Raw genomic sequence first — 13892 nt, 5'->3', positions numbered from 1 at the left:
CTCAGCGACACACTCCCCAACGCCCCATGTCCAGATGGAAATGGTTGCGATGAGCAGCGTTGTAGTCCGGGCTCAACACCCCATTGAAATCATCGCAGGCGCCATCGCGCACCTGGCGCAAAAACCGCGCGCTGTCGCCCGTCCCCGGCCAATCCTTGAGCACATTGATGCTGCGCCCATCTGCCAGGCGAAAGCCGGCGATATCCAGTGCATTGGCCGAGGCGTGCTGACTGAGCCGCCCCTCTGCGCGGTTATACAGGTTGCGACAGGCGAAGCTGCCCAAGTGATCGACCCGCGTCACCGCCTGGCCAAACACCGCCTGCGCCGCAGGTTGCAGGCTGTGGCGTTCGAACAGGGCAAAGGCCACCGCCAGTGGGCAACTGGCCAGAAAGCTGCTGCTCAGGGCCACGTCAGCGCCTTGTACGCGCAAGACATTGCGCAACGGGCACGCGGCATCAGCCGGGCTGTCAGCCTGATGGCTGACGCGCAAGCCCGAGGTTTTCAGCACCTGATCGCACAGCGCTGGATCATCCTGCAGGCGGCCGAGCTTGAAGCGCGTGAGCAGGTTCGGCTTGGCACGCACGTCCAGCGGCGCCCAGGGGTTCCACTCGGCAGGCAACGGCACCCAGCCACGCCACACGCCCGCTGCAAACACACCCGCCAGCAACAGCAGCGCACCGCACACGTTGAGAAAACGCACGGCTCAGCCCTTGAAGAATTGGTTGGCCTGGCTGAATGGCATCTTGCGCTCGGTGAAGGTAAAGGTGCCCAACTGGTAGACCTCCTGCGCGGCGCGGTAGAACTCGCCATACGCCGCCAGCGCCATGGCCGAGCCGACACTGATGCGGCGCACGCCCATCTCGCTCAACTGCGCAACGCTGAGGTTCAAGCCCCCGGACATCAACACATTCACCGGTTTGGGCGCGACCGCCCTGACCACCGCCAACACGTCCTCGGCACTGCGCAGCGCCGGCGCATAGAGCACATCCGCACCCGCCTCGGCGTAGGCCTGCAGGCGGCGAATGGTGTCAGGCAAATCCAGGCGACCATGCAGGAGGTTTTCGGCGCGGGCCGTCAGGGTGAACGCAAATGGCAGGCTTCGGGCAGCCGCAACCGCCGCTTCGACGCGCTCAACAGACAAATCAAAAGGATAGATCGGGTCGACGGCAATGCCTGTGGCGTCTTCGATGGAGCCACCGACGATGCCCGTGGCGGCCGCGCGCAGGATGGTCTGGGCGCAGCCTTCGGGGGTATCGCTGAAACCGTTTTCCAGATCGGCCGCCACCGGCAGTGCCGTCGCCCGAACGATGGCTGACGCATTGCCCAGCGTGTCCTCCAGCGACAACGCACCTTCCGCATCCGGCCGACCCAGGCTGAATGCGTAACCCGCGCTGGTGGTGGCCAGGGCTTCAAAACCCAGGCTGGCGAGCATGATGGCCGAGCCGGCATCCCACGGGTTGGGCATCACGAACGCGCGGTCACGCTCGTGCAAGGCTTTGAAGGTTTCGGCGCGAAGGGTTTGGGCATCCATGTCTGACTCCTGGCGGAAAAAGGAGCCTTAGAGTAACCCCAGTTGTTCCGCTGCGGGTTCTCGATGCAAAGTCGGCAGCGGCGGCAGGCCCGGCAAACGCGCCATCATCTGCTGATGAAAACGCAGCGCCAGTTGCGCGGCGAGGCGGTTATCCGAGGTGTGCAGAAATACATACGGCGTGCGCCCTTCCTCGATCCAAGTGGCGACTTTTTCCACCCACGGCACCAGGAACGGGTCGTTGGCTTCCAGCTCCGGATGACCAATGAAGCGTACTTGGGGAAACAGCGTCAGCGCCGCCGGGCGCGGCGGCACCTTGGGTTTCTTCGACTGGGCGTGCAGCACGGCGGCTGAGGTAGAGGTGCAACTGAACAAAGCACGCGGGTCGAGGCAGATCCGCTCGACGCCACGGTCACGCAGCAGACGGTTGAGGCTGCGCTCGTCATCGCCCTTGGCGAAGAACGCCTGATGGCGCACTTCCACCGCCAGCGGGCGTTCCAGTCCATCAATAAAACCGGCCAGTTCACCGAGGCGTTGTGGCGAAAAGCTCGCCGGCAGTTGTAACCACAGCGGCGCAACACGCTCACCCAATGGGCTCATCAAGCCGACAAAACCTTGCGCTGCCGGCAACTGTTCAAGCAGGTCGCCACTGTGGCTGATGTCGCCGGGGAATTTGGCGGTGAAGCGAAAATCCGCGGGCATGATTTCAGCCCAGCGCTGCACGGTGGCGGCCGAGGGTCGGGCATAAAACGTGGTGTTGCCTTCAACGGCGTTGAAGACTTGGGTATACAGCGAAAGGTAATCGCTGGCGCGGGCGTCGGCTGGGTACAGGTACTCGCGCCAGGCGTTTTCACTCCAGGACGGGCAACCGATAAAGTAAGGCAGACGCATCAGATATGGATGTCGAGACCCAGCACTTCCATATCCCATTCGACAAAGCCGGCAGTGGTCAGGTAGCTGGCCAGGGCGGTAGCAACGCTTTTGCTCATGGAGCGAGGGAAGACCATGTCTTGCTGACGCGCGGGAAGACCGCTGATACGCGCGCCGGCTGAACCTTGGGCGCTGGAATGAGAACTGGCATGCGACTCGGATTGGACCTCGATGAAGTCCGGCGAATCCTCGACGGAATCGTCTACCGTCACGTTCGCCTTGCGCGGCTTACGTTTGAGGGGGTAGGACTGTGAGGAGAAGCCGTCTATACGCATACATGCAGACTCGGTATCAATGATGGCAATTTAGCGGCACTTTCCGTGGTGCGCAAATGCTCTGGTGATAACTAGAACACATAATTTGTAAAAGGTTTAAAAACGCGGGCAAATTCTGACGATTGGCGAAATTTGCCCCACATCTCCATCATTTTTGACGTCAAATAATCCCGCGTTCAGCCTTGGTCTGCGCGACCTTATCGCGCAGGTAGACCGGCGCCGCCTGATCAGCCGGAATCGCTTCGCCACGCTCGAAAGCGAAGCGTGCCAGCGTCAGCAAGTCCTGGGCATGAGGCAACATCCCAGCGTCCTGGCCCGCCAGTTTCACGCCAATGCGCTCGCCATAACCCCAGCCAGTGCCGGCACCGAACCAGTCACCGCTGGCATCGGCCGGCAACACAGAGGACTGCGGCGATTGCACCGCTTCCACGCCCACCAGGCGCATTTCACCAGCGCTTTCGCGGTAGCACCCCCAATACACTTCGTCCATGCGCGCATCGATGGCGGCCGCCACTTGCGAAGCGCCGTGTTCACGCAAGGCGCGCTGGGCCAGCACTGCCAGGTTGGAGACCGGCAATACCGGACGCTCCAACGCAAAGGCCAGGCCCTGGACCACGCCGATGGCAATCCGCACACCGGTGAACGCACCCGGGCCACGGCCAAAGGCAATGGCGTCGACGGCAGAGAGCGTGGTGCCCGCGTCCTCAAGCAGCTGCTTGATCATCGGCAACAGCTTCTGCGCATGCAGGCGCGGGATCACCTCGTAGTGGCTCGTTACCTTGCCATCGTGCAGCAAGGCAACGGAGCAAGCTTCAGTCGCGGTGTCCAGGGCCAGCAGGGTGCTCATGGGTGTAGGTGTCCAAGTCGAAAAAAAGTGCGCCAGTATAAACAACAACGGCCCGCAAGCGGGCCGTTGTCAGTGAAGCCGATCGATGGATCAGCTCAACGCTTGCAGCACCTTGGCGGTGATGGCTTCTACGGAGCCGACGCCAGGGATATGGCTGTACTTCGGCTTGCCGTGGGCGGCAGACAACTTCTGGTAGAAATCCACCAGCGGCTTGGTCTGCGAATGGTAGACCGACAGGCGATGACGCACGGTTTCTTCAGTGTCGTCTTTACGCTGCACCAGGTCATCGCCGGTGACATCGTCCTTGCCAGCCACTTTAGGCGGGTTGTAGACGATGTGGTAAACGCGGCCCGAGGCCTCGTGAACACGACGGCCAGCGATACGCTGGACGATTTCTTCGTCTTCAACTGCGATTTCAACCACGGCATCCAGCTCTACGCCGGCTTTCACCAAGGCTTCGGCCTGAGGAATGGTGCGTGGGAAACCGTCGAACAGGAAGCCGTTCTTGCAGTCTTCCTGGCTGATGCGTTCCTTGACCAGGTTGATGATCAGGTCATCGGAAACCAGGCCGCCGCTGTCCATCACGCTTTTTGCGATCAGGCCCAGCTCGGTGCCGGCCTTGACGGCCGCGCGCAGCATGTCGCCGGTGGAGATTTGTGGAATGCCGAATTTTTCAGTGATGAACTTTGCCTGAGTACCTTTACCGGCCCCGGGAGCTCCCAGCAGAATGACGCGCATCGATGTGCTCCTCAATTTTTTATAGAGATGACGCTCGGATTCGCCGCGTGGGGCCAATCTCGTAAAAATATGGGTCTAGGCCGATGAAACGGCCAAAGGCTGATCAAGATACACAGCGGGCTCTATCCATACAAGCCGCCGAAAGTCGCAGGAACCCACGCCCGGCATGCGTCACAGGTCGGGTGTGCCTGAGTGCAACCTTGCCCCGCAAACGCCGACCGCCCTTTTCGGGGCGGTCGTCATGGTTTATCTGCAAGCCGTTGAGAACACGCAGAAAACCTTAACCGGTGTTGCGCAAACCGGCGGCAATACCGGCCACAGACACCAGCAGCGCCTGTTCCAGAGGGCTGTCCTGTGCGGCCTCCTGCTCACGTGAGCGCGCCAGCAACTCGGCCTGCAACAAGTGCAACGGGTCGAGGTAGGTGTTGCGCAGACGGATGAACTCAAGTGTGTCCGGGCTATGGGCCAGCAGTTGCGACTGGCCAGTCAGGCCAAGCACCACGCTGCACGCCTGCGACAATAGGTCGCGTAAGTGCGCACCCAACGGCAGCAGGTCCGGTTGCACCAGACGCTCGTCATACAGGCGGGCAATATCGGCATCGGCCTTGGCCAGCACCATCTCCAGCATGTCGATGCGCGTGCGGAAGAACGGCCATTGCTCGCGCATCTGCCCCAGCAACTCGCCTTCACCACGCTCCAGGGCCTTGCTCAGTGCTGCCTCCCAACCGAGCCACGCAGGCAGCATCAGGCGGGTTTGGGTCCAGCCGAAGATCCATGGAATGGCCCGCAGGCTTTCGATCCCGCCCGCGCGGCGCTTGGCCGGGCGACTGCCGAGCGGCAAGCGGCCAAGCTCCTGCTCTGGCGTGGACTGGCGGAAGTACTCGACGAACTGCGGATTTTCCCGCACCACGGCGCGGTAGGCGCTGACACCGTCTGCTGCCAATTCATCCATCAAATGGCGCCAGGCAGGCTCCGGTGGTGGCGGTGGCAACAGCGTGGCTTCCAATACGGCGGCCAGGTAGAGGTTGAGGTTCTGCTCAGCGATGTCCGGCAAGCCGAACTTGAAGCGGATCATTTCGCCTTGCTCGGTGGTACGGAAACGCCCCGCCACCGAGCCCGGCGGCTGCGACAGGATCGCCGCATGCGCCGGGCCGCCGCCACGGCCGACGGTGCCGCCGCGACCGTGGAACAACAGCAACTCCACCTGTTGTTCGCGGCAGATATCCACCAAACGTTCCTGTGCCCGGTACTGTGCCCAGGCGGCGGCAGTGGTGCCGGCATCCTTGGCGGAGTCCGAGTAGCCAATCATGACTTCCTGCGGGCCTTGCAACCGCGCGCGATAGCCCGGCAATTGCAGCAGGGTTTCCATCACCGGCCCGGCGTTATCCAGGTCGGCCAGGGTTTCGAACAGCGGCACCACTCGCATCGGCCGCTGCACGCCCGACTCTTTAAGCAGCAGCTGCACCGCCAGCACATCGGAGGCGGCGCCTGCCATCGAGATGACATACGAGCCCAGCGACGCAGCCGGCGCGGCGGCGATTTCCTTGCAGGTGTTCAACACCTCGGCCGTGTCCGCCGACGGTTTGAAGTAGCCCGGCAGCAGCGGTCGGCGATTGGTCAGCTCCTGGGTCAGGAAACTGATGCGCGCCTCTTCGTCCCAGTCTTCATAACGACCCAGGCCCAGGTAATCGGTGATTTCGGTCATGGCCGACGAATGCCGGCTGGAATCCTGGCGCACGTCCAGGCGTACCAAAAACAGGCCAAAGGTCACCGCACGGCGCAGGCAGTCGAGCAACGGGCCATCGGCGATCACGCCCATGCCGCACTCGTGCAGCGACTGATAACACAACTCCAGCGGGTCCAGCAGGTCACGGTTGTTCTGCAACACTTCGGCCGGCGCCGGGGTGTTGGCGGTCAGCGAGGTGTGCGCCCATTGGCGCGTGGCGCGCAGACGTTCGCGCAGTTGCTTGAGCAAGGCGCGATAAGGCTCGACGCTGTCACCCACCTTGGCCTGCAGCGCCGGGCTGGCCTGTTGCATCGACAGCTCGGACGCCAGGTGATCAATGTCGCGCAGGTACAAGTCCGCCGCCATCCAGCGCGCCAGCAACAGCACTTCACGGGTCACCGGCGCGGTGACATTCGGGTTGCCGTCACGGTCGCCGCCCATCCACGAAGCAAAGCGAATCGGCGCCGCCTCCAGCGGCAGGTGCAGGCCGGTGGCGGCGTGCAAGGCATGGTCGGCTTTGCGCAAGTAGTTGGGGATGGCGTGCCACAGCGAATGCTCGATCACCGCAAAGCCCCATTTTGCTTCGTCCACCGGGGTGGGCCGTACGCGACGGATTTCTTCGGTGTGCCAGGCTTCGGCGATCAGTCGTTGCAGGCGTTCACGGATCTGTTCGCGCTCGGCACTGGTGAGGTCTCGGTGGTCCTGCAGCGCCAGTTGCGCGGCAATCGCATCGTATTTCTGAATAAGGGTGCGCCGCGCCACTTCGGTCGGGTGGGCAGTGAGGACCAGTTCAATCTCCAGCCGCGCCAACTGGCGGGCCAGCGACTCGTTGCTGTGACCTTCGCTTTGCAGGCGGGCCAGCAGCTCGGGCAACACACGGGATTCGAACGGTGCCGGTTGCGACTCATCGCGCCGGTGGATCAGTTGGTATTGCTCGGCAATGTTGGCCAGGTTGAGGAACTGGTTGAAAGCCCGCGCCACGGGCAGCAGTTCGTTTTCCTGCAATTGGTTCAAGCTGGCGCTCAGTTCCTCGCCCGCGGCTTGTTCGGCGACGGCTCCACGGCGGTCGGCCTTGGCGCCTTTGCGAATCTGCTCGATCTTGTCGAGAAAGTCGTCGCCGTACTGCTCTCGAATGGTGTTGCCCAACAGCTCACCCAGCAGGTGAACATCCTCACGCAAGCGTGCATCGATATCACTCATCAGCCAATCTCCAGCCAGAAATCCGGGACGCGCAGGTGTTCCAGAGTGCCGCCCGCGTCGGTTTCTGACAAGACACTTTAAACCTTGTGCGTTGCAGCTAGTCTCAACAGTGAGTCGCCGCGTTATCCGCGCTGGCGGCCGGACACTCATCACCGCCTGCTGCTGCGGGCTCATTGAGGTTGCCATGAAGATTCGAGAACTGGCCCAGCATTGGGAAGAGAATGCCACGGGTCGCTTGACCAAGACCGAATACGCGATTCATCTGGATGTGGAGTCTGCTGCACGGCTGGCCGCCATTGCCGAGATGTACCCCAAGCGCCACACCGAAGAACTGCTCGGCGAGCTAATCGGTGCCGCCCTTGAAGAGCTGGAAGCGAGCTTTCCCTACGTCAAGGGCCAGCACGTGATTGCCACCGACGAAGAGGGTGACCCTCTGTACGAAGACGTTGGCCCGACGCCACGCTTTCTCACGTTGTCCCGGCGCTATCTGCATGATTTGTCAGACAGTGCTGAAGAAAAAAAGCACTGATACACGCCCGCAAAACCTCATCTAACCCAAGTATTCCGGGCCTTTCACGGGCTCGGAGTACCTCTGCGCGTTGCAAAAGTTCCAACTTTTAAACGCTGACCATTCAGTCAGATATTTTTTTAGGCAATTCGCCATCTTCTCTGAACTTTTGAAAAAAGCCTCCGGTCACAGCCAGTAAGCCATCACTTGGAACGGCCGTTTGAAAGCGTGTTTCGAGCTTAACCGCCGAGACCCGAACCGCTGACCAGTGCCATGGATTTTGATGTTTTTCAGGAGTTACCCAATGGAGTTGAAGACGATGAAGACCAGCACTGCCAAAACCTCGTTTAACCACCTGCGCGGGCTTAAATTGGCCGCGCTGGCAATCGGCACCAGCTTCCTTCTGGCGGGCTGCGCCGGCAACCCACCGACTGAGCAATATGCCGTGACCCAATCTGCGGTCAACAGCGCTGTGAGCGCCGGCGGCACCGAGTACGCAGCCGTGGAAATGAAGTCGGCTCAGGACAAGCTCAAAGAAGCCGAAATCGCCATGCATGACAAGAACTACGACAAGGCTCGTCAGCTGGCCGAACAAGCCGAGTGGGACGCTCGCGTTGCAGAGCGCAAAGCCCAGGCCGCCAAAGCCCAACAGGCTGTGAAGGACTCCCAGAAGGCTGTTCAGGAGCTGCGTCAGGAAGGCATGCGCCCAGCTGTTATCCAACAGCAATAAGCCAACGCCCTGATTGCATTGCACCCGAAATCGAATTGAAAGGACGACACGACTATGCGTAAACAATTGATGATCCCTGCCCTGCTGGCGATGAGCGTTGCCCTGGCGGCCTGCTCCACCCCGCCGAACGCGAACCTGGAAAACGCACGGACCAATTTCTCGGCCCTGCAGACCAACCCACAAGCCACCAAGCTTGCGGCGCTGGAAACCAAGGACGCCAGCGACTGGCTGGACAAGGCTGACAAGGCCTACCGCGACAAGGAAGACGAGAAGAAGGTCGACCAACTGGCCTACCTGACCAACCAGCGCGTTGAAGTGGCCAAAGACACCATCGTGCTGCGTGAATCCGAAGCCAAGCTGAAAAACGCTGGTGACGAACGTGCTCGCGCCCTGCTGCAAGCCCGTGATGCCCAGATCAAGCAACTGCAAGACAGCTTGAACGCCAAGCAAACTGATCGCGGCACCCTGGTGACCTTCGGTGACGTGCTGTTCGCCACCAACAAGTCCGACCTCAAGTCCAGCGGCCTGGTCAACATCACCAAGCTGGCGCAGTTCCTGCGCGACAACCCGGACCGTAAAGTGATCGTCGAAGGCTACACCGACAGCACCGGCTCCGACTCGTACAACCAGAGCCTGTCCGAGCGTCGTGCCGCTTCCGTGCAGCGCGCACTGGCTCAACAAGGCGTGGATATCTCGCGCATCGTGACCCAGGGTTACGGCAAGGAATACCCGGTTGCCGACAACGGCAGCGCCTCGGGCCGTGCCATGAACCGTCGCGTTGAAGTGACCATCTCCAACGATAACCAACCGGTCAAGCCACGTTCGTCCGTCGCTAATTGATCGATTGAAGCAGTAAAAAAAACCCACCTTTCGGTGGGTTTTTTTATGCCTCAGACTTCGATTTTACGGCTGCTGTCATCGGCGGGCATCATGGCCTCCATGCCTTGTCGACCCGCCATCAGTTTCTCCAGCTCCTGCGGACCTTTCTGGTCTTCGGCGCCACTGCCCTGAGCCCCACCCGCTGCCTTCGACAGCATGTCCATGAGCATCTTCATCGGGTCTTGTTTCTCTTGCTTCTGGGCGTCCTGTCCGCCCTGGGCGCCGTCTTCACCGCCCTGCCCCAGCTTTGCTGCGCCCTGGGCCATTTCCAACATCTTACTGATCGCGCCAATTCCACCAACCATGATCACTCTCCCGGATTCGATATACGCAAATTAACTATCAGCAACACTGACACGTCATTCAGTGGCTTCTTACGCGATACGGTTCCAGATATTTCCGTGATCATGTGGCGGGGATGAAGCGCAGGTCACTCCTGCAGTTGCGGCGTCTCCTGGCCCATGCAGCGCACGGCCTGCTTCTTGTTGTTCACCAGCACGCCGCTCAAGCCTTTTTGTTCGGTATCAAACATCACCAACACACCGTCGACGCACTGCGCCACTTGCGCAGCCGGCGTGAGGGAGATTTTGTAATCCTCGCCCGGCACGGTCTTGAGCAAAGTGAAGTCGCTGAGCAGCAACGCATCTTCCGGCTTGGCGAAGTGCAGGTAGCCGTAGTACCACAGGCAACCGACGGTGCCGATGATGGTGCCGACGCCGGTGAGGATCAGCGGGATCATGTTGCGTTCTTCGCTCATTGCGGGCTCTCTGACCTATCAACGTTAGGGTTCGGGTAATTGGGGATTTCCCCCAGGCGGCGCAGGCCGTTGAAGTGCTGCGGGTCGTCCAGATAACGCAGCATCACGGTTTGCCAGGTCTTGTCGGCAAATGTCTGCACATGGCCGCCACGCGTCAACTGCAACACCCTGGGCGGCGGCGCGGCCTGATACAGGCGAATGCCATTGGCCATCGGCACGATCGGATCATCCAGGCTATGGAACAGCAGCTTGGGCACGCCGGTCAGTTGCGGCATGGCGTTGATCGCACTGTCAGCGTCGGGCACCAGCCACGACAGGGGCACTTGAAACGGCCATGTTATCCAGGACGTACTCAGGGCGAATTGTCCTACGTCACGATAACTGGCAGGCACACCGTCCAATACCAGCGCCTTGAGCTGCGGCTGGCGCTCCGGGTGCGCCGCCAGGTAATGCACGGCGAGTGCGCCACCCAGGCTTTGGCCCAACACAATCAACGGCCGTCCCTGGGTTTCAGGCGCCTTGTCGATCCAGTTGAACGCCGCATCAATGTCCTGGTAGATCGCCGGCAACGACGGCTTGCCTTCCGACAAACCATACCCGCGGTAGTCCAGCAGCAGCACTTGATAGCCCTGCTCCGGCAGCCACCAACTGCCCCCGAGGTGCCACGCCAGGTTGCCGCCGTTGCCGTGCAAGTGCAGCACCGTGCCTTTGACTGGCACGCCGGATTTGGCTGGCAGCCACCAGCCGTGAAGTTTTACCCCGTCGGCAGTGGTCAGGGTGACATCGCGGTACTGCAGATGGGCTTTTTCCGGCGTGAACGGCAGACCGGGTTCGGGGTAGAACAGCAGCGAGCTGCAGCCGTTCAATGTGAGTAGCAGGCAAAGAATGCCGAGGATTCTCATCCGTTGAAGCCTCGCAAGTGGGTTGGAAATCAATCTTGAGATCAATAGGGATCAAAGGTGGGAGCTGGCCTGCCTGCTCCCACCTTTTGATCCGGTTTTTCAGGACTATCGCCTACAGGATATTCGAGTAATCGGCCTCGATCCGGTCCAGGCTCAAATGATTGAGGAAGTTGGAGAAGCACATCCACGCCGCCAGCGCGTTCATGTCGCGAAACTGCTCGGGCAGGTACTTGGGCGGCACCACCAGGCCTTCATCGACCAACTGGCGCAGGGTGCGCATGTCTTCCAGCGTGGTCTTGCCGCAGAACAGCAGCGGCACTTGTTCCAGCTTGCCTTTGCGCACGGCCAGCTGGATGTAGTTGTAGACCATGATAAAGCCCTTGAGGTAGGACAAATCCTTGGTAAACGGCAGACCGGTCGGCGTCGAGCCGCGGAAAACCCGACTGGCATTGCCGTAGCTTTCGGCCATCTCAAAGCCTTGCTCACGGAAGAATTCGAACACCTGCAGGAAGTCGGCGCCCTCCTCGACCATATGGATGGCACGGGTGCGGTTGGTCAACTTGCGCAAGCGGCTCGGGTATGAGGCGAAGGTAATGATCTCCATCAGAATCGCCAGGCCTTCCTGGGTCACCGTGGACGACGGCGGCCCCTTGGACAGGAAGGTGCAGATCGGCTGGTTCTGGCCGTTGAGCGTGGTGCCGACGTGCACCAGCCCTTCATGCACTTCCAGGGCGCGCACGTCGCGGTCGTTGAACATCGCATCGGCGCGGATCTTGATGTAGTCGGCGCCAGCCGCCGCGTCCGCGACAATCCCGTCGGACTCAAACACGCGGATGGTTTCCTCCGCTTCGCCAAACACCTTGTTCAGGCGGGTTTGCAGCAACGCCACTGCATCCTTGGCGGTAAGGGTCTTGGCTTCGTCCTTGAGGTCGCCACGGCCGTCGATGTTGTTCAGATAGTCAGACAGCATCAAGCCCAGGTCCGCCAGGGTCGGGTCGCCGGCGTGGAACGCATCGGAGGCGGCGCCATACAGCTCCTGGGAGATCAGACCGAAATCCTCGGTGCCGCGCGCCTCGAGCATGCGCACCACCATGCGGTATTCACGGCACATGCGCCGCATGATCTGCCCCACCGGGCTGAATTGGCCGAGGCGACGGGTGATGTCGCGCTCGATGTTCTGGAACTCCAGCTTGACTGCGCTGGAATCGAACGCCAGTGGCCGGTTCAGGTAGTAATCGCGGTCCACGGCCGGCATCGCCTTGCCCTTGGCCTTGAGGAAACCCTGGCGAATGTTCTCGTCCCACTTCACGGCGTCGAGGACGCGAATCGGTGTTTGCGCCAGCACAATGCGATCAGACAAGGTGCGTATCGTCTGCTGGTAATCGTCCACCCGGTGCTTCCTCTTTAAACGTTATTTGCCCGCGCGCTGGTAGCGCACGGCTTCAACGAACACATCGGCATTGGCCGGGTCATCCAGGTAGGCAAACACCTGGTCCATGGAGCTGTCCACCAGCACGCCGGCGCCTTCGACCGTGTCGACGGTGCTGCCGTGCAACACGTTTTGGCCGATGGCTTGGTGGATCTGCTCAAGGTCGAGGTTGTAGACCACCAACTCAGGCTTTTTGTCGCCCTCACTTTCAAAGTCGAAGCCGGCGAGGATGAAATGCCCACCCAGTTTGCCCGGCAACGGCGCCGACAAATACCAGCGGTTGCCATGGCGCGCCACGGTAAACAGGTACTCATCGCGCTGGGCCGGCTTGGCTTTAGGGTAGCTCACGGCTTTGTAGCGGTGCTCACCAACCCGAGTGATCTGCAGGTTAAGCGGCTCGCCCCAGGCATTTTTGCTCGACCAATGGCCGAGCAAGGCAGCCGGCGCGGCTTCACGGGCTGGCAGCGGGTCCTTGAAGGTCACCAGGCAACCGCTGAGCAACAGGAATGACAAAGCGATTAGCGCGACATGCCAGGCTTTCATTGCGTACTCCATCAAGTGTGGGCGCTGGCTTGCCTGCGATACAGGCGCCTCGGTGCATCCGGTAATCCAAGGCGACGCTGTCGCAGGCAAGCCGGCGCCCACATAAAGCGGATAGCGCACAGGGTGTGCTAGACCGAGGCCAACACCAAATGCATGTAACGCTTGAGGATTTCAAGCATCTCGTCAGCGGTGAGAGGCTCTGGCCCGCCAAGCAGGCCCTGATATTCCATCCGACCGATTATCGCCGTCAACACTTTGGCATCCTGTTGCGGCTCGCGGGAACCCAATACCTGGAAAAACTGCCCGGTGCCCTGCAACAGAATCTGCTGATGAGACCGCACCAGTTGCGCCAGCCGCGGGTTGAGCAAGGCTTCCTGGCGAAAGGCCTGCTCGGCCATCAGGTGTTCGCGGCGGTTGGTCAGTTGGCGCATCACGTAGTCGGCGGTGAGCCGCGCAATGTCATCGGCCAATTGCGAGCGCGACTGCGGGCTGCCATCGCCATAGGCGACCATCTCGCGCAGCAGGCCTTCGTTGCGCACCCACAGCTTGCCCATGAAAGCGGCGCTGCGTTCCACGTATTGGGCGAAGGTATCGGTGAGCAGGTCATCGATGTCCTTGAAATAGTAGGTGGTGGCCGACAACGGCACACCGGCCTCTGCCGCCACGGCGCGATGGCGCACGCCTCGTACACCATCGCGCACAACGATGCGCATGGCCGCATCGAGAATATCCTGCCTGCGCTGCTCGCTGCCCCGCCGGCTGGCCTTGCGGCCCTGATACTGAACGCTTTCAGCCACGGCAGCAGCAATGCCGGCGGCACCTTCTTGAGCCATTACGCGGTTCACGACAGATCTTCCTTTAAAAGGTGACGCGCTGCGTCACGGGCTGCATTCCCACGCA

Annotated in this window: 16 protein-coding genes; 3 read left to right on the top strand and 13 right to left on the bottom strand. The window is 61.0% G+C overall.

The features are described from left to right. Position 1 precedes the first annotated feature (1 nt). The 7 genes from C4J83_RS06445 to ppc form a co-directional block, all read right to left on the bottom strand. Positions 2–700, bottom strand: coding sequence for an extensin-like domain-containing protein (locus C4J83_RS06445; RefSeq protein WP_124416601.1), 699 nt, complete (start codon positions 698–700; stop codon positions 2–4). Positions 701–703: 3 nt separating this feature from the next. Next, positions 704–1531 carry an isocitrate lyase/PEP mutase family protein gene (locus C4J83_RS06440; protein ID WP_106577192.1) on the bottom strand — a complete coding sequence of 276 codons (828 nt, stop codon included), beginning with the start codon at positions 1529–1531 and terminating at the stop codon, positions 704–706. Positions 1532–1558: 27 nt separating this feature from the next. Then, the gene (locus C4J83_RS06435; protein ID WP_124416600.1) at positions 1559–2419 is read right to left on the bottom strand and encodes a DUF72 domain-containing protein; all 861 of its coding nucleotides are present in this window, start codon (positions 2417–2419) and stop codon (positions 1559–1561) included. Then, on the bottom strand, positions 2419–2733 hold the full coding sequence (locus tag C4J83_RS06430) for a hypothetical protein (RefSeq protein ID WP_106577194.1): 315 nt from the start codon (positions 2731–2733) through the stop codon (positions 2419–2421). Before C4J83_RS06430 ends, C4J83_RS06435 begins: the two co-directional genes overlap by 1 nt. Positions 2734–2893: 160 nt before the next feature. Next, on the bottom strand, positions 2894–3580 hold the full coding sequence (tsaB, locus tag C4J83_RS06425) for a tRNA (adenosine(37)-N6)-threonylcarbamoyltransferase complex dimerization subunit type 1 TsaB (RefSeq protein WP_124416599.1): 687 nt from the start codon (positions 3578–3580) through the stop codon (positions 2894–2896). A gap of 90 nt (positions 3581–3670) precedes the next feature. Next, a complete protein-coding gene (gene adk / locus C4J83_RS06420; protein ID WP_106577196.1) occupies positions 3671–4318 on the bottom strand; it encodes an adenylate kinase in 648 nt (215 codons plus the stop codon). A 280-nt stretch (positions 4319–4598) separates the two neighbouring features. After that, the gene (gene ppc / locus C4J83_RS06415; RefSeq protein ID WP_119738706.1) at positions 4599–7244 is read right to left on the bottom strand and encodes a phosphoenolpyruvate carboxylase; all 2646 of its coding nucleotides are present in this window, start codon (positions 7242–7244) and stop codon (positions 4599–4601) included. Between the two features lie 184 nt (positions 7245–7428). Between ppc and C4J83_RS06410 the strand changes: the two genes are divergently transcribed. The 3 genes from C4J83_RS06410 to lptF all read left to right on the top strand — a co-directional run bounded on the left by C4J83_RS06410 (position 7429) and on the right by lptF (position 9322). Further along, positions 7429–7773, top strand: a complete 345-nt coding sequence (locus C4J83_RS06410) for a pilin assembly protein (protein WP_124416598.1) — start codon at positions 7429–7431, stop codon at positions 7771–7773. A 283-nt stretch (positions 7774–8056) separates the two neighbouring features. Then, positions 8057–8482: a DUF4398 domain-containing protein gene (locus tag C4J83_RS06405; RefSeq protein WP_106577199.1), complete on the top strand. Its 426-nt coding sequence runs from the start codon at positions 8057–8059 to the stop codon at positions 8480–8482. A gap of 54 nt (positions 8483–8536) precedes the next feature. Continuing rightward, positions 8537–9322, top strand: coding sequence for a lipotoxin F family OmpA-related lipoprotein LptF (gene lptF / locus C4J83_RS06400; protein WP_106577200.1), 786 nt, complete (start codon positions 8537–8539; stop codon positions 9320–9322). 50 nt (positions 9323–9372) lie between these two features. Here lptF and C4J83_RS06395 read toward each other — a convergent pair whose 3' ends face one another. The 6 genes from C4J83_RS06395 to C4J83_RS06370 all read right to left on the bottom strand — a co-directional run bounded on the left by C4J83_RS06395 (position 9373) and on the right by C4J83_RS06370 (position 13837). Next, positions 9373–9666 carry a hypothetical protein gene (locus C4J83_RS06395; protein WP_106577201.1) on the bottom strand — a complete coding sequence of 98 codons (294 nt, stop codon included), beginning with the start codon at positions 9664–9666 and terminating at the stop codon, positions 9373–9375. Positions 9667–9791: 125 nt separating this feature from the next. Continuing rightward, on the bottom strand, positions 9792–10118 hold the full coding sequence (locus tag C4J83_RS06390) for a PA3694 family proteiin (protein WP_106577202.1): 327 nt from the start codon (positions 10116–10118) through the stop codon (positions 9792–9794). Then, entirely contained in the window at positions 10115–11020 is a 906-nt protein-coding gene (locus C4J83_RS06385; protein ID WP_124416597.1) for an alpha/beta hydrolase, read from the bottom strand. Before C4J83_RS06385 ends, C4J83_RS06390 begins: the two co-directional genes overlap by 4 nt. Before the next feature lie 112 nt (positions 11021–11132). After that, the gene (locus tag C4J83_RS06380; RefSeq protein WP_124416596.1) at positions 11133–12410 is read right to left on the bottom strand and encodes a flavohemoglobin expression-modulating QEGLA motif protein; all 1278 of its coding nucleotides are present in this window, start codon (positions 12408–12410) and stop codon (positions 11133–11135) included. Positions 12411–12431: 21 nt separating this feature from the next. Further along, on the bottom strand, positions 12432–12992 hold the full coding sequence (locus tag C4J83_RS06375) for a hypothetical protein (protein WP_106577205.1): 561 nt from the start codon (positions 12990–12992) through the stop codon (positions 12432–12434). 128 nt (positions 12993–13120) lie between these two features. Continuing rightward, the gene (locus C4J83_RS06370; protein ID WP_106577206.1) at positions 13121–13837 is read right to left on the bottom strand and encodes a TetR/AcrR family transcriptional regulator; all 717 of its coding nucleotides are present in this window, start codon (positions 13835–13837) and stop codon (positions 13121–13123) included. Positions 13838–13892: the final 55 nt, after the last annotated feature.

This window comes from Pseudomonas sp. LBUM920 (assembly GCF_003852315.1).
Classification (GTDB): domain Bacteria; phylum Pseudomonadota; class Gammaproteobacteria; order Pseudomonadales; family Pseudomonadaceae; genus Aquipseudomonas.
This window is presented reverse-complemented; position numbering and strand designations above follow the sequence as displayed.

Bases quoted from the DNA above. Each gene is read 5' to 3' on its own strand.
- C4J83_RS06435 (WP_124416600.1), bottom strand. From the start codon at position 2,419: ATGCGTCTGCCTTACTTTATCGGTTGCCCGTCCTGGAGTGAAAACGCC.
- C4J83_RS06385 (WP_124416597.1), bottom strand. From the start codon at position 11,020: ATGAGAATCCTCGGCATTCTTTGCCTGCTACTCACATTGAACGGCTGC.
- C4J83_RS06375 (WP_106577205.1), bottom strand. From the start codon at position 12,992: ATGAAAGCCTGGCATGTCGCGCTAATCGCTTTGTCATTCCTGTTGCTC.
- C4J83_RS06390 (WP_106577202.1), bottom strand. From the start codon at position 10,118: ATGAGCGAAGAACGCAACATGATCCCGCTGATCCTCACCGGCGTCGGC.
- adk (WP_106577196.1), bottom strand. From the start codon at position 4,318: ATGCGCGTCATTCTGCTGGGAGCTCCCGGGGCCGGTAAAGGTACTCAG.
- tsaB (WP_124416599.1), bottom strand. From the start codon at position 3,580: ATGAGCACCCTGCTGGCCCTGGACACCGCGACTGAAGCTTGCTCCGTT.
- C4J83_RS06410 (WP_124416598.1), top strand. From the start codon at position 7,429: ATGAAGATTCGAGAACTGGCCCAGCATTGGGAAGAGAATGCCACGGGT.
- C4J83_RS06430 (WP_106577194.1), bottom strand. From the start codon at position 2,733: ATGCGTATAGACGGCTTCTCCTCACAGTCCTACCCCCTCAAACGTAAG.
- lptF (WP_106577200.1), top strand. From the start codon at position 8,537: ATGCGTAAACAATTGATGATCCCTGCCCTGCTGGCGATGAGCGTTGCC.
- C4J83_RS06405 (WP_106577199.1), top strand. From the start codon at position 8,057: ATGGAGTTGAAGACGATGAAGACCAGCACTGCCAAAACCTCGTTTAAC.
- C4J83_RS06440 (WP_106577192.1), bottom strand. From the start codon at position 1,531: ATGGATGCCCAAACCCTTCGCGCCGAAACCTTCAAAGCCTTGCACGAG.
- C4J83_RS06395 (WP_106577201.1), bottom strand. From the start codon at position 9,666: ATGGTTGGTGGAATTGGCGCGATCAGTAAGATGTTGGAAATGGCCCAG.
- ppc (WP_119738706.1), bottom strand. From the start codon at position 7,244: ATGAGTGATATCGATGCACGCTTGCGTGAGGATGTTCACCTGCTGGGT.